Origin of the sequence: Paracoccus aminovorans (assembly GCF_001546115.1) — a bacterium.
Classification (GTDB): Bacteria; Pseudomonadota; Alphaproteobacteria; order Rhodobacterales; family Rhodobacteraceae; genus Paracoccus; species Paracoccus aminovorans_B.
The window spans coordinates 230,090-243,893 of sequence record NZ_KQ955211.1 but is presented as its reverse complement, the minus strand read 5'-3'; the positions used below and the strand labels follow the sequence as shown (position 1 = coordinate 243,893).

General features: G+C 69.6%; 9 protein-coding genes. 3 read left to right on the top strand and 6 right to left on the bottom strand.

Features of this window, described 5'->3' with window-relative positions; all coding sequences use genetic code 11:
• Positions 1 to 743: 743 nt before the first annotated feature.
• Positions 744 to 2,369, bottom strand: coding sequence for an acyl-CoA dehydrogenase family protein (locus ASV56_RS21340; RefSeq protein WP_062563978.1), 1,626 nt, complete (start codon positions 2,367 to 2,369; stop codon positions 744 to 746).
• Positions 2,370 to 2,628: 259 nt separating this feature from the next.
• Between ASV56_RS21340 and ASV56_RS21335 the strand changes: the two genes are divergently transcribed.
• From ASV56_RS21335 to ASV56_RS21325, 3 genes are read left to right on the top strand one after another with little or no spacing between them, the layout of a single operon-like run.
• On the top strand, positions 2,629 to 4,887 hold the full coding sequence (locus ASV56_RS21335; protein WP_062563977.1) for a FepA family TonB-dependent siderophore receptor: 2,259 nt from the start codon (positions 2,629 to 2,631) through the stop codon (positions 4,885 to 4,887).
• A gap of 48 nt (positions 4,888 to 4,935) precedes the next feature.
• The gene (locus ASV56_RS21330; protein WP_062563976.1) at positions 4,936 to 5,655 is read left to right on the top strand and encodes a response regulator; all 720 of its coding nucleotides are present in this window, start codon (positions 4,936 to 4,938) and stop codon (positions 5,653 to 5,655) included.
• Positions 5,652 to 6,977: an ATP-binding protein gene (locus ASV56_RS21325; RefSeq protein WP_062563975.1), complete on the top strand. Its 1,326-nt coding sequence runs from the start codon at positions 5,652 to 5,654 to the stop codon at positions 6,975 to 6,977. The genes ASV56_RS21330 and ASV56_RS21325 overlap by 4 nt, the downstream gene beginning before the upstream one ends.
• 66 nt (positions 6,978 to 7,043) lie before the next feature.
• On the opposite strand, the gene ASV56_RS21320 is transcribed toward ASV56_RS21325, so the two are convergent.
• From ASV56_RS21320 to ASV56_RS21300, 5 genes are read right to left on the bottom strand one after another with little or no spacing between them, the layout of a single operon-like run.
• Positions 7,044 to 9,104, bottom strand: a complete 2,061-nt coding sequence (locus tag ASV56_RS21320) for a 3'-5' exonuclease (protein WP_062563974.1) — start codon at positions 9,102 to 9,104, stop codon at positions 7,044 to 7,046.
• Positions 9,101 to 9,466 carry a response regulator transcription factor gene (locus ASV56_RS21315; protein ID WP_062564063.1) on the bottom strand — a complete coding sequence of 122 codons (366 nt, stop codon included), beginning with the start codon at positions 9,464 to 9,466 and terminating at the stop codon, positions 9,101 to 9,103. Before ASV56_RS21315 ends, ASV56_RS21320 begins: the two co-directional genes overlap by 4 nt.
• Complete coding sequence (locus ASV56_RS21310) at positions 9,438 to 12,143, bottom strand: sensor histidine kinase (protein ID WP_062563973.1); 2,706 nt, start codon at positions 12,141 to 12,143, stop codon at positions 9,438 to 9,440. The genes ASV56_RS21315 and ASV56_RS21310 overlap by 29 nt, the downstream gene beginning before the upstream one ends.
• The gene (locus tag ASV56_RS21305; protein WP_062563972.1) at positions 12,140 to 12,346 is read right to left on the bottom strand and encodes a hypothetical protein; all 207 of its coding nucleotides are present in this window, start codon (positions 12,344 to 12,346) and stop codon (positions 12,140 to 12,142) included. The genes ASV56_RS21310 and ASV56_RS21305 overlap by 4 nt, the downstream gene beginning before the upstream one ends.
• A complete protein-coding gene (locus ASV56_RS21300; RefSeq protein ID WP_062563971.1) occupies positions 12,343 to 13,767 on the bottom strand; it encodes a putative nucleotidyltransferase substrate binding domain-containing protein in 1,425 nt (474 codons plus the stop codon). Before ASV56_RS21300 ends, ASV56_RS21305 begins: the two co-directional genes overlap by 4 nt.
• Between the last annotated feature and the right edge of the window lie 37 nt (positions 13,768 to 13,804).

Here is a 13,804-nt window from a genome sequence, read left to right as displayed (position 1 = left end):
GGCACGATGCCGGCGAACGGATCGCGTCCGTCGTCGGCCCAGAGGTCGACGTGCAGGTCGGCCGTGATCAGGATGTTCATTGGCCGCGCGCCTCCGCTGCAAGAATGAGTGCGACCTGGCCCTCGTTCGGATTGAAAAAACGGGCCTCGAAAAACGGGATGCAGGACATGAGGGGTTCCTTTTGGCAAAGCAGCGCCAGCAGCCGGAAACCGGCCGGGCTGTTGCAACAGAGGTGGGTCAGGGCAGGGGCCGACGTTCGGCTCAGCGCATGTGAGCGGGAAACCGGGCCGGGCAGGGCGGTGGTGATTGCGCCTGGGCCTCAGGGGCATCTTGTCCAGGGGCTGGATGGATTTCATATTGCGACATCGTGTCGACCTTCGAGACATGGCTCCGCCGTTCGGAAAGGCGGCACTTTCCGGCGGAAACGTGGTGGTCAGGAAACTGCGGAGATCTGGCGACCTTCAGGCGTTCCCATCGCTCCAAATGAGATTGAGGCGACCTTGCCGGTCAGTATCCGGACGGTCAACGGGTCAGGTCCAAGGCCGGATGACGGATCACAACCGCAGGAGACGGTCGGCCGGATTCCGTCAATAAATTGAAATCAAATGATTTTGTTCAGGTCGAGACACGGCAATGGCCACTAAATGGTTGTATAATGGTCAAAAAAGGGGCCCGAATGGTCATTATTTCAGTGGTAGGACAGATAGACGTTGCACAATCGGAAGCAATAATGATAATTTGATTTATGTAATGTGTTCACCAAACGCGCCGCCCAAAGCCTGCTCCGCGGCCGAGACCGGCAAGGCGCCGATGAACCGACCGCGCCTGCCGGTCAGGCGCGTTTCCACGAAACTTGTCGCCACGGCAGGCTCATGCGAGTCCAGCAAATTCGCCGCAGCCAGAAGCAGCGCCGTCTCCTCGACGAACCAGCGCGCCTCGGCCTCGGGCGGCAGGCCGGGCCAGCGCGCCCGATGCGCCGCCAGCGCGGTATCGTAGCCCGGCTCCAGCCCGATCACCGCATCCAGGCGAGCCGCAAGCGACTCGGCCGCCAGAGGCTCGCGCGCCAAGCTGCGCAGCGCGTCCAGGCAGATCACATTGCCCGAACCCTCCCAGATGCTGTTCAGCGGCGCCTCGCGATACAGCATCGGTAGCGGCGTATCCTCGACATAGCCCATGCCGCCCAGCATCTCCATCGCCTCGGCGACCACCAGCGGGCACAGCTTGTTGGCCAGGTATTTCGCCAGCGCCACGCCGATGCGGGCCAAGGCGCGGTCATGCCCGCCCTCGCTGGCCGCCGCCACGCCCAGCCCCAGCGCCAGGCAACCGGCCCAATCCAGCACCAGATCCCCCAGCACCGCCCGCATCAGCGGCTGGTCGATCAGCCGGCGCTGAAAGGCGCTGCGCTGCGAGATCCAGCGATGCGCCTCGCGCAGCGCGGCCCGCATCAAGCCGACCGGGGCCATGGCCGTGTCGAGCCGCGTGTGATGCACCATCTCGAGGATCGTGCGGATGCCGTCGCCCGCCTCGCCCAGTTGCCAGGCCAGCGCATCGCGATATTCGATCTCGGCCGAGGCATTGGCGCGATTGCCCAGCTTGTCCTTCAGCCGCTGCAACTGGATGCCGTTGCGCTCCTGCTCCAGCCAGCGCGGCACCAGGAAGCAGGTCAGGCCGTCCGGCGCCTGGGCCAGGGTCAGGAAGCCGTCTGACATCGGGGCCGAGCAGAACCATTTATGCCCGGTCAGCCGCCAGGCCGCACCGTCGCGCCGTGCCTGCGTCTGCGTGGCGCGCAGGTCCGATCCGCCCTGCTTTTCGGTCATCGCCATGCCCAGGGTGATGCCCGCCTTGGCGGCCGCCGGCCGGATCGAGGGATCATAGTCGCGCGACATCATCCCCCGCTGCCAGTCCGCAGGCAGGCCCGAGGCGGCGATCACCGGCTGCGCCGCATGCGTCATGGTCAGCGGGCAGCAATGGCCTGGCTCGACCTGGCTGGCCAGATAGACCATCGCGGCATGACGCGCATGGGCGGCGGGCCCGCCCTCCCAGGCGACCGAATGATAGCCGGCGCCGACCGACAAGCGCATGAACCGGTGATAGGCCGGATGGAAATGCACCTCGTCCAGCCGCCGGCCGCCGCTGTCGAACAGGCGCAGCTCGGGCGGATGACGCTCGGCGTCGCGGGCGGCATCGCGCATCCCCGCCGCGCCCAGGCCGGCGCCATAGCGCGCCAGGTCTTCCAGCGCGGCGCCCTGCCCGCGCAGCGCCCGGTGCAGCACGGGATCGTCCTGCCAGGGATCGACATCCCCGGCCGGCGCCGGCTGGTTCACCACCCGATGCGTTTCCAGCTCGGCCGTGCCTGGCAATCCGGTCATGCCCCGCCTCTCCTCTGGGCCGCCATCTTACTCCCGCGCGCCTCATTGGCATTCTCTTTTGTGTCCAAATATCCCACGGGGGTCCGGGGGTGTGAAACCCCCGGCAGCGGCGGTGAAGCCCGGCGATCCGGTCGATTTGCGACATTTCGCGACACAATAATCCCACACCGCGCATTGCTGCCCGGCTTCACAAATGCTTGAAGCGGGCCTAGCCCGCGCGCGCGCCAGCCATCCCCGAACCCTTTCAAAGGAACATGCGATGGCGACGCCTTTCCCGCGCCCGGCCACGGGCACCGCAATCTGTCTGCTGATGTCGCTGCCGGTCTTTGCCGGCGCGGCTCTGGCCCAAGACGCCACCAATCCCGATGAAACCATCGTCCTTGAAACGGTGGTGCTTTCGGCCGAGGAACAGGGCAAGCAGGCCCTCGGCACCTCGACCGTGACGGCCGAGGACATCCAGGATGCCCCGCCGGTCAATGACATTGCCGAAATCGTGCGCAAGATGCCGGGCGTGAACCTGACCGGTTCTTCGGCCACCGGGCAGCGCGGCAACCAGCGCCAGATCGACCTGCGCGGCATGGGGCCGGAAAACACCCTGATCCTGATTGACGGCAAGCCCGTGCTGTCGCGCAACGCCGTGCGCATGGGCCGCTCGGGCGAGCGCGACTCGCGCGGCGACAGCAATTGGGTGCCGGCCGAGATGATCGAGCGCATCGAAGTCATCCGCGGCCCGGCGGCGGCGCGCTACGGTTCGGGCGCGGCGGGCGGTGTGGTCAATATCATCACCAAGCGCCCGACCGAGCCGACGCTGAGCTTCGGCACCTATGTCAATTCGCCCGAAAGCAGCCTGGAGGGCGGCAATTACCGCGCGAACTTCCTGTTCGCCCGGCCGCTGGGCGAAAACCTGACCTTCCGGCTGACTGGCAACTACGCCAAGTCGGAAGCCGATGACCCGCTCATCAACGGCGTGATCGACGATTCGACCTGCGACTACGACACCGAGGCCGGCACCGAGGAAACCGTCGCCTGCCCGGCCGCCGGGGTCGAGGGCGTGGTGAACAAGGACGTGACCGCGCTGCTCAGTTGGCAGCTCGATGCCTCGAACGTCATCGACTTCGAGGCCGGTTTCAGCCGCCAGGGCAACCTGTTCGCCGGCGACCGGCAGAACTCCTCGGTGAACGAGGTGCTGACCTCGCTTTACGGCAAGGAAACCAACACCATGCTGCGCCGGACCTTCTCGGTCACGCATCGCGGCGACTACGATTTCGGTACCGCGCACAGCTATCTGCAATACGAGCGCACCGACAACACCCGCAACCTGGAAGGCACCGCCGGCGGCCCGGAGGGTTCGATCGTCGACACCGAGCGCGGCACCATCGAACTGGAAAACATCACTGCCAAGTCCGAGCTGATCCTGCCCATGCAGTTCTCGGGCCGCGAGACCAGCCTGACGCTGGGCGCCGAGCTGCGCCACGAGCAACTGGTCGACCCGATCTCGAACCGGCAGACCGTGAACGACGGCGCGATCCCCGGCACGATCAGCGACCCCGAGGCGCGCGACGCCAAGATGACCCAGCTGACCGCCGGGCTCTATGCCGAGGCGAACATCTACTGGACCGACAAGCTGACGGTGACGCCGGGGCTGCGGCTGGACCATGGCGATACCTTCGGTTTCAACGCCAGCCCCAGCCTCAACGTCAGCTACAAATTCGACGACGCCTGGACGATGAAGGTCGGCGTGGCGCGGGCCTTCAAGGCGCCGAACCTGTACCAGCTGAATCCGAACTACGTCTATTACACCCGTGGCAACGGCTGCCCGGCAGCCTATCCCAGCCTGGGCAGCGGCTGCTATGTGGTCGGCAACGCCGACCTCGACCCGGAAACCAGCCTCAATGCCGAAATCGGCATCGCCTATGACGCGGGCCAAGGCCTGTCGGGCACGCTGACCGCCTTCCACAACGATTACCGCGACAAGATCCAGGCCAGCCTGGAGCCGCTCGGCAGCTTCGACACCGGCAGCGGCAATCGCGCGCAATATTTCCAGTGGATCAACATTCCCAAGGCGGTCGTGGCCGGGGTCGAGGGCAACTTGAGCAAGGAAATCACCCCGACCCTGACTTTCAATACCAACTTCACCTATATGGCGAAGTCCGAGAACAAGGAGACCGGCGACCCGCTGAGCCTGGTGCCGAAATACACCGTCAACGCCGCGCTGGACTGGCAGGCCACCGAAAAGCTGACGGTCACGCCCTCGCTGACTCATTACGGCAAGATCGAATCGCCGACCTACAGTCCGACGACGCTGGATCCGGTGGAAAACCCCAAGGCGCGCGACCCCTATACGATCGTCAACCTGGGCTTCAACTACCAGCTGACGGACAATGCCCGCATGGGCGCCGGCGTCACCAATATCTTCGACGAGCGGGTGCTGCGCGAAGGCAGCGGCGTCAGCGCCGGGGCCAATACCTTCAACGAACCGGGCCGCGCCTTCTACCTGTCGCTGACCTCGACCTTCTGATATGGATCGGCGGCGCGCCCTCTGCGCCGCCGTTTCCGCCGAATGCCGATGACCGACACGCTTGAACCGCGCATCCTGATCGTCGACGACGCCCGCGACATCCGCGAGCCGCTGGGCCAGTATCTGCGCCGCAACGGCTTTCGCATCCGCCTGGCCGCCGATGCCGCCGAGGCGCGGGCGGCGCTCGAGCAGGATCCGGTGCATCTGGCGATCATCGACGTGATGATGCCGGGCGAGGACGGGCTGAGCCTCTGCCGCGACCTGGTGCAAAGCCGGCGCCTGCCGGTGATCCTGCTGACCGCCCGCACCGCCCAAGAGGATCGCATCCAGGGCCTCGACCTCGGCGCCGACGATTACGTCACCAAGCCCTTCGACCCGCGCGAATTGCTGGCCCGCATCCATGCCGTCCTGCGCCGGGTGCCGCCCGAACTGCCCGCCCCCGCCCTGACCCGGCGCCGCTTTGCCGGGCTGGTGCACGAGGCCGGCCGCGCCATCGTCACCCTGCCCTCGGGACAGGAGGTGGCGCTGACCTCGGGCGAGAACCGGCTCCTGTCGCTGTTTCTCGACCATCCCGGCCAGGTGCTGTCGCGGATGCGGCTGCTCGACCTGCTGGCGGGACGCGAGATGCGGGCCTATGACCGCGCGGTGGACAATACCGTCAGCCGGCTGCGCCACAAGATCGAGGCCAATCCGCGCCTGCCGCAGCTGATCGTCACCGAATGGGGCGGCGGCTACCGGCTGGCCGCCGAAGTCGAGCCGCTGGCATGAGCCGGCTCTGGCCCGGCGGGCTTGCGGCGCGCTTCTCGCTCTTGCTCATCGCGGCGCTGCTCGGCGCCAACCTGATCGCCGCCTGGGTCATGGCGCGCGAGGGCTCGGCCTTCGACCGCGCCATCCGCCTGCAGGGCGACGCGCACCGCCTGCACGCGCTGGTCGCGGCGCTGGAGACCGCGGACCTTGCCACGGCGCGGCTGCTGCCCGGCACCAGCAGCACCGGCTTCACCCGCTTCTGGGTCGCGCCGCAGCCGCCCGACCTCAGCGAGACCACGCGCCTGCCCGACCACGAAGCCGACCTCGCGGCCGAACTGCCGGGCCGGCTGATCCGCATCCATGAAAGCACCCCCCAGCCCGCCGAACAGGAACGCGCGGCGCTGATGCTGGTCTCGGTCCGGCTGGAGCGCGGCGTCGATGCCGGGCAATGGCTGAACGCGCTGGTCTATCCGCTGCCGGCGCATGATGCCTGGCAATGGAAGCAAGGCTTCTTCGCACCGCTGCTCGCCTCGCTTCTGGGCACGCTGGCCGTGGGGCTCGTGTTCGTGCGGCGGATGACCCGCCCGCTCAGCGCCCTTGCCGAGGCCGCCCGCGCCGCCGGCCGCGGCGACCGCAGCGCCCGCGTCACCGAATGCGGCGCGAGCGAGCTGCGCGAGGCGGCGCTGGCCTTCAACGACATGCAGCGCCGCATCGCCGGCTTCGAGGCCGAACGCATGCGCATGCTCGCCGCGCTTGCCCATGACATGCGCACCCCGATCACCGGCCTGCGCATCCGCGCCGAGATGCTGGAAGGCGACGAACAGCGCCAGGACATGATCCGCGTCCTCGACGAAATGGCGGTGATGGCCGACGGGCTGATGCATGCCGCCTCGGCCCGGCGCGGCGCCGAGCCGCTGCAACCCGTCGACCTCGACGCGACCCTGGCGCAGCTTTGCGCCGAAAGCCAGGCGAGCTACGCCGGCGCGGGCCCGCTGGTGATGCCGCTGCGCCCGGTCGCCATCCGCCGCGCCATCCGCAATCTTCTCGACAACGCCCGCCGCTATGCCGGCCCGGCCCGGGTCAGCCTGAAGCGCGGCCCGAACGCGGCGCTGATCCGCATCGAGGACGACGGCCCCGGCATCCCGCCCGCGCTGCTGCCGCGCGTCACCGAACCCTTCGTGCGCGGCGAGGCCAGCCGCAACCCGGCCACGGGCGGCACCGGCCTCGGCCTTTCGATCGCCCAGGACGTGATCGCCGCGCATGGCGGCACGCTGGAGCTCGGCAACCGCGCCGAAGGCGGGTTGCGGATCCAGATCCGCCTGCCGCTCGATGCCCAGGGCTGACGCCCTTTCGCCCTTCTCCGTTCTCCAAATACCCCGGGGCCCGGGGCAGCGCCCCGGCGCCGACGGCTAATATCGCAGCCGCGCGTAATAGGATGTCTCGGCCGCCGCCCGCGCCTCGCCCAGCGTGACGATGCCGCGCCCCTTCAGCAGGGGCAGCAGCGCCAGGAACACCTGCGCCGTCGCCAGCGCATCGCCAGCGGCATTGTGGCGCCCGGCGATCGTCACCCCCAGCCGCGCGGCGATGGCCTCCAGCGATTGCGAGGGCTCGTGCGGCTGGGCGATGCTGGCCAGCAGCAGCGTGTCCAGCACCGGCTGGTCGAAGCGCAGCCCGGTCGCCGCCTCTTTCAATTGCAGGAAGCGCATGTCGAAGGCGACGTTATGGCCGACCAGAACCGTGCCCGCGGCATAGGCGTGAAAGGCCGGCAGCACCTCGGCGATGCGGGGCTGGCCCCGCACCATCTCGGGGCGGATGCCGTGATAGGGGATGCCGGCCTCGGGGATCGAGCGGCCGGGGTCCACCAGCTGGTCGAAGCCCTCGCCGTGCAGGATCTTGCCGTTCAGCACCCGAACCGCGCCGATCTGGATGATCTCGTCGCCTCCGGCGGGGTCGAGCCCGGTCGTCTCGGTGTCGAAGACCGTATAGGCCAGCTGCTCCAGCCGGCTGTCGTCCAGCGCATGGCCGGCCGCATCGGCGCCGAACAGGTCGAAGTCATAGAACTCGGGCCGCGGATCGCCCGCCGCCTCGCGCCGGCCCTGGGCCATCGGCAAGAGAAAGCGAAAGAACGACCGGCCCGCGGCGCGGTCATGCTCCAGCCACAGCTCGCCGCCGTGGCGCTCGGCCACGGCGCGGGCCGACGCGCGGATCGCGGCAAAGCCCTCGGCCGGCGCGGCGTCCTGCGGCCAGCTCAGGTCCAGATGCGCCCAGCCCGGCGTCGCCGCCTCGGCCAGCCGCAGCCCCGGCGCCACCCCCTCGGGCAGCGGCGCCGCCAGATCGCCCAAGGCATGCACCAGGGCGAAACTGTCGACGCGCAGCCACAGGTCGGGGGCCGGCTCCTCGACCGCGGGCGCGCGGCCTGAACTGGCACGCAGATGCCCGGCCGCCGCCGCCAGCAGGTCGGCGCCCAGCATGTCCTGCAAGGGCCAGCGCGCCTGCGCATCCGCCCCGCCCTGTGTCAGCTCGGCCAGGCGCGCCGCCATGGCCTGCACCTCGTCGCGGACCACCTGCTGGAAGCTGTCGCGCTCGGCCGGTTGCAGGTCGGGATAGTCCAGCATGTCCAGCGCGGTCTGCATATTCGCCAGCGAGGCGCGGCTGGCCTCGGTCAGCGCCACCAGCCGCTGGTCGCGGCGCGATTGCGCCGCCTGTTCCTCGGTGATGTCGTCCAGAAGCAGCACATAGCCGGTCAGCGCGACCTCGGCCCGCACCGGCGCCCAGAGCACCTGCAACAGATGCCCCGCCCCGGTGGTGGTGACGAAGCGCGCCGCCCCCGCCGGTTCGCCGCGCGCCAGCTGCCGCTCGACCGTCTCGCGCGCATGCTCGATCAGCGGGCGGTCGATCACGGCATGGATCGAGCGGCCAAGCCCGATCAGGTCCGCCCCGCCGGCGATCTGCGGCGCGTCGGACAGCCGCTGGAACAGCGCCCGGGCGCGTTCGTTATACAGCAGGATGCGGCCGTCCAGCGTGCAGACCACGACGCTTTGCTGCAATTCCGCCATCAGCGCGCCCAGCTGGTCGCGTTCCTGCGCGACCTTGCGGCTGGCCTCGGCGACCAGGCGCTCCATGTCGGCCTGCAAGGCGCGGCTGCGGCCCGCCAGCCGGTTCACCGCCTGCGCCAGCGGCGCCGGGTCATCGAGCAGCGGCGCCGCCGGGTTCTCGGCCAGGTTCGCCGCCGCATCGGCCAGCCGGCGCGGTGCCCGCACCAGCCGGTCGTGCAGCGACAGCGCCAGCCAGCCGGCCCCGGCCGCGCCAAGCGCCAGCCAGCCCAGCAGCAGCGCGCCCTGCCCCGCCAGCGCCTGGGCCAGCGCCTCGGGCCGCGCGGCGCGCCAGATCAGCAAGCCCGCGCCGGACCATATCGCCAGCGCCAGCCCCGGCGCCAGCGCGGCCAGCACGCGGCCCCGGTCGAGCCTCATGCCAGCATCTCGCGGATCTTCACGATCAGCTCGCGGGTCGAGAAGGGCTTGGTGACATAGGCATCCGCACCGGCACCGATGCCGCGGGCGATGTCGGTCTCGCGTCCCTTGGCGGTCAACATCAGGATCGGCGTGCCCGCGACCTCGGGATCCGCCCGCACCGCCTCGCAGACCTCGAAGCCGGTCATGCCCGGCATGGCGCCGTCGAGCAGCACCAGGGCCGGGCGCTCGGCCCGGATCGCCGCCAGCGCCTGCACCCCGTCGGGGACGGTCAGCACCTCGTAGCCCTCGCGTTTCAGCATGAAGGACAGGGTCAGGACGATGTTCGGCTCGTCATCCGCGATCAATACCCGTGTCACCATCCACCCCCTCCCGATGGCGAAGCGGCAGGCTGAAGGCGAAACAGGCGCCCCGGCCCGGTTCCGACTCCAGCCACATCCTCCCGCCCAGATTATCCACGATCTGCTTGCTGATAGGAAGCCCGAGCCCCGTCCCCGGCGGCCGCGTCGCCGCATCGCCCGCCTGGCGGAACTTCTCGAACACCGCCGCCTGGTCGGCCAGGGGCACGCCCGGGCCGTTGTCGGCGACCCGCACCTCCAGCGCCTCGCCCGTCTGCCGCAGCGAAACGCGGACCCGGCCGCCCGGCGCGGGTGCGAATTTCGCCGCGTTCGACAGCAGGTTGACCATGACCTGCACCAACCGGTCGGCATCGCCCATGACCGGCGGCACCTCGGGCAGGTCCAGTTCCACCGCCACCTCGCGGTCGCGGAACAGGCCCATGCTGCTTTGCACCGCACCCCGGATCAGCGCCGCCATGTCGACCGGCGCGCTGTGCCATTCGGCCATGCCGGCCTCGATCTTGGCGAGGTCGAGCACCTGGTTGACCAGCCGGCTGAGCCGCTCGCTCTCGGTCAGGATGATGGCCGTGAATTCCTGCCGCTGCGTCTCGTCGATGTCGGGCGTGTCGATCAGCAGCTCGGCCAAGCCGCGGATCGTGGTCAGCGGCGTGCGCAGCTCATGCGTGACCGAGGACATGAAATCGTCCTTGAGCTGGTCGAGGCTCAGCAGCTTTTCATTGGCCGCGCGCAGTTCCTCGGTCGCAAGCTCCAGCGCCCGGGCATGGCTGCGCACCTGCGAGGCCTCGTCGAGGATTTCCAGCACGTCGGCGGTGCCCAGCGGCTCCTCTTGCGCGACCGAGGCGACCATGACGCGGGCCGAGGCGGTGCCGATGGCGCCGGCGATCTGGCGCTCGACCCGGTCCACCAGCCTTGCGTCGGGGGTCAGCGCGCCGGTCTCGCGTTCGTGGTCGGCAAACAGTGCCTCGGCCCGGGCCGGGCCCAGGAAGCGGGTGGCGAGGGCGCGCAGGTCCTGGGTCCGCGCCCGGCCGCGCCAGAACACCGGCCCGTCCGCGCCGCGCCGGAACACGTCGACGAACAGCACCGCCTGGCTCGCCTCGCGCACCGAGGGGCGGCTGGCCAGCGACACGCCCACGTAAAGCCCGACATTGACCAGGAGGCTCCAGAACAGCGCATGGGTCAGCTCGTCGAAGCCGGTCAGGCCGAACAGGCTGTGCGGCGCCAGGAACGCGAGCCCCGACGGCCCGTCGAGGAACCCCGCCGGGATCCAGCCCGATTTCGCGACCGAGGGCAGCATCAGCGTCCAGGCCCAGACCAGCGTGCCGCCGATCAGCCCGGCGAAGGCGCCGGCGCGGGTCGCGCCCTGCCAATACATCCCGCCCAGCAGCGCCGGGGCGAATTGCGCCACGGCGGCAAAGCTGATGAGGCCGATCGAGACCAGCGCATAGGCCTCGCCCGCGATGCGGAAATAGAGATAGCCCAGCAGCACGACCGCCAGGATGGCGGCGCGGCGGATGTTCAGCAGCAGCCGGGTCAGGTCCTGCCCCTCGCCCAGCCGGCCCCGGCGCAACAGCGCGGGCATGACCAGATCGTTGCAGACCATGGTCGAGATGGCCACGGTCTCGACCACGATCATGCCGGTCGCGGCCGAAAGCCCGCCGATATAGACGAAGAGCGCGAGCCAGGGCGCGCCTTGGGCCAGCGGCAGGGTCATGACATAGCTTTCCGCCCCTGCCCCGCCGTCGCCAAGGCTCAGCATGCCGCCGATGGCGATGGGCAGCACGAACAGGTTGATCGCCAGCAGATAGGCCGGGAACAGCCACGAGGCGCGCAGGATCTGCCGCTCGTTCCCGCATTCCACGACCATCATCTGGAACTGGCGCGGCAGCAGCAGCACCGACAGCGCCGACAGAAGCGTCAGCGCGAACCATTGCGCCCCGGCAAAGCCGGTGAATCCCGGCCCGCCCAGGGATAGCAGCGCGCCGATCTGCGGATGCTCCCGGGCGCGGGTCCAGATGTCGCCCATGCCGTCGAACAGCCCCCAGGTCACGAAGACCCCGACCGCCAGGAAAGCCACCAGCTTCACCGCCGACTCGAAGGCGATGGCGGCGACCATGCCCTCGTGCCGCTCGGACAGGTCCAGGTGGCGGGTGCCGAAGACGACGGCGAAGCCCGCCAGCGACAGCGCCATGTAAAGCGTGCCGTCGCGCCACCACGGCGCGCCTTGGGCGCCGGCATGGCCGGTCAGCACGTCATAGCCGACCGAGACCGCCTTCAACTGCAAGGCGATATAGGGCAGGATGCCGACGACGGTGATGATGGTGACCAGCGCCGCCAGGCCCGGGCTCTTGCCATAGCGGCTGGCGATGAAATCGGCGATCGAGGTGATGCGATAGCTTTGCGCAATGCGGACCATCTTGCGCAGCACCAGCCAGGCCAGCGCCATGGCCAGCATCGGGCCCAGATAGATCGGCAGGAACCAGACCCCGGCCGTGGCCGCGCGGCCGACGCTGCCGAAATAGGTCCAGGCCGAGCAGTAGACCCCCCAGGACAGCGCATAGACCAGCCCGTTGCCGCCCAGCGACCGGCCCTGCCCGGCCCGCCGGTCGCCCCAGGCCGCGACCGCGACCAGCAGCAGCAGATAGCCGAAGGATGCGACCAGCACGGTGCCCGGCGCGATCATTCGCCGCCATCCCGGCCCGAGACCAGCGCCAGCAGCCCGACCAGCACCGCCCAGATCACAAAAAGCGCCACCGGCAGCAGCGGCAGGCCCAGGACCGTCACCGGCTTGTCGAAGATCAGCAGCAGCGGAAAGTTCAGCGCCAGCACCCCCGCGCCGCACAGCGCCACCAATAGCCGGGCGGGCGGGCCGTCGCGGCGGTTCACAGCGCGTCCAGCCGATAGTGCTGCGCCAGCCAGGCCTTGAAATCGCGCACGATGTTCAGCGAATCGCGCAGCGCCTGGCGGTCCAGCGTGCCCAAGCCCGCCGGGCGGATGGTGTTGTCGGGTGCCCGTCCCGCCGCGATCTGGCCCAGGTTCGAGGCGAGCTTCAGCCCCATCATGCAATGCAGCGCATCGGTCAGGTCGCGCGCCTGCCCGGCGTCGATCCGGCCCGCCTCGGCCAGTTGCCGCAGCCGCTCGGCCGTGGGCTGCGCGCTCAGGCCATATTCCAGCGCCAGCGCCCGGACCCCGTGCACGACCGGGAAGATGCCCAGCTTCTTCAGGTCGATCTCGGCCGCCTCGGGGCCACGCAGGCCCGGCAGGCGCCGCCACCAGCCGCCCTGCGCGGTGCCGCCGAACTGCTGGATCGCCGCGGCGAAGCGGGCATGGAAGCCGTCGCCGCCGGTCAGGATGCGGCGCAGTCGCGCGCGCAGTTGCGCCAGCAGCTCGGCGTCCCCCGCCACCACCGCCGCATCCAGGAAGATCGCCAGGTTCATCGCCCCCTCGGGGTCGCTGCCATGCACCCAGTCGTAAAGCGCGGCGCCGAAGCCCTGGACGCTTTGGCACCACAAGGGCCGGCTCAGCATGATGCCGCCGGGACAGGGCGGATAGCCGAAGCCGATCAGCGCCTGGGTGAAGCGTTCGGTGATGCGGTCGAGCCCCGGGAAATCGAAGCCGTCGCGCAGGATCAGCGCATTGTCCTGATCGGTGCGGATGATCTGTTCGGACCGGCCCTCGCTGCCCATGACGATCAGGCAGGAATTGGCGCGCAGTGCCTCGGGGGCCAGCAATTCCCACAGCCGGCGAAAGATCTGCCGGTTCAGCCCGCCGACCAGCGCCGCGATGATCTCGATGCGCACGCCGTCGCCATGCAGGACGCGGATCAGCCCCTCGACCTGGCCCGCCGCATGGGCAAGGTCGGGGACGTCGGCGGCCTGGGCCACCTCGGCCGCGATCAGGTGCGAATGGCTGGCAAGAAAGCCCATCAGCTCGAGCTGGCTCAGGATGCCGACCACCTCGCTGCCGTCGCGCACCAAGAGGCGGTGGATGCGGTGGCGCAGCATCAACAGCATGGCGTCGTAAAGCGGGTCGCCCGCCTGCACCGACCAGGGGTCGAAATGCGTGAACGCGCCCACCGTCAGCGCCGAGGGCGGCCGGTCGCCGGCCAGCGCCGCCACCAGGTCGGTCGCGGTAAAGATGCCCAGCCGGTCGCCATCGCGGACCAGCGCATCGGCAATGCCGCGCGCGGCCATCTCGCGGCACAGCGTGACCAGGTCGGTGCCGGCATCGGCGAAATGCGGCTTGCGCAGCGCGGCGTCGCGCACCCGCGCCGTCATCAGCGAGACCATCTCCCGCTGCGCGCGCATTCCCGCCTTGGACTCGGCACTCGTCACGACACGATTC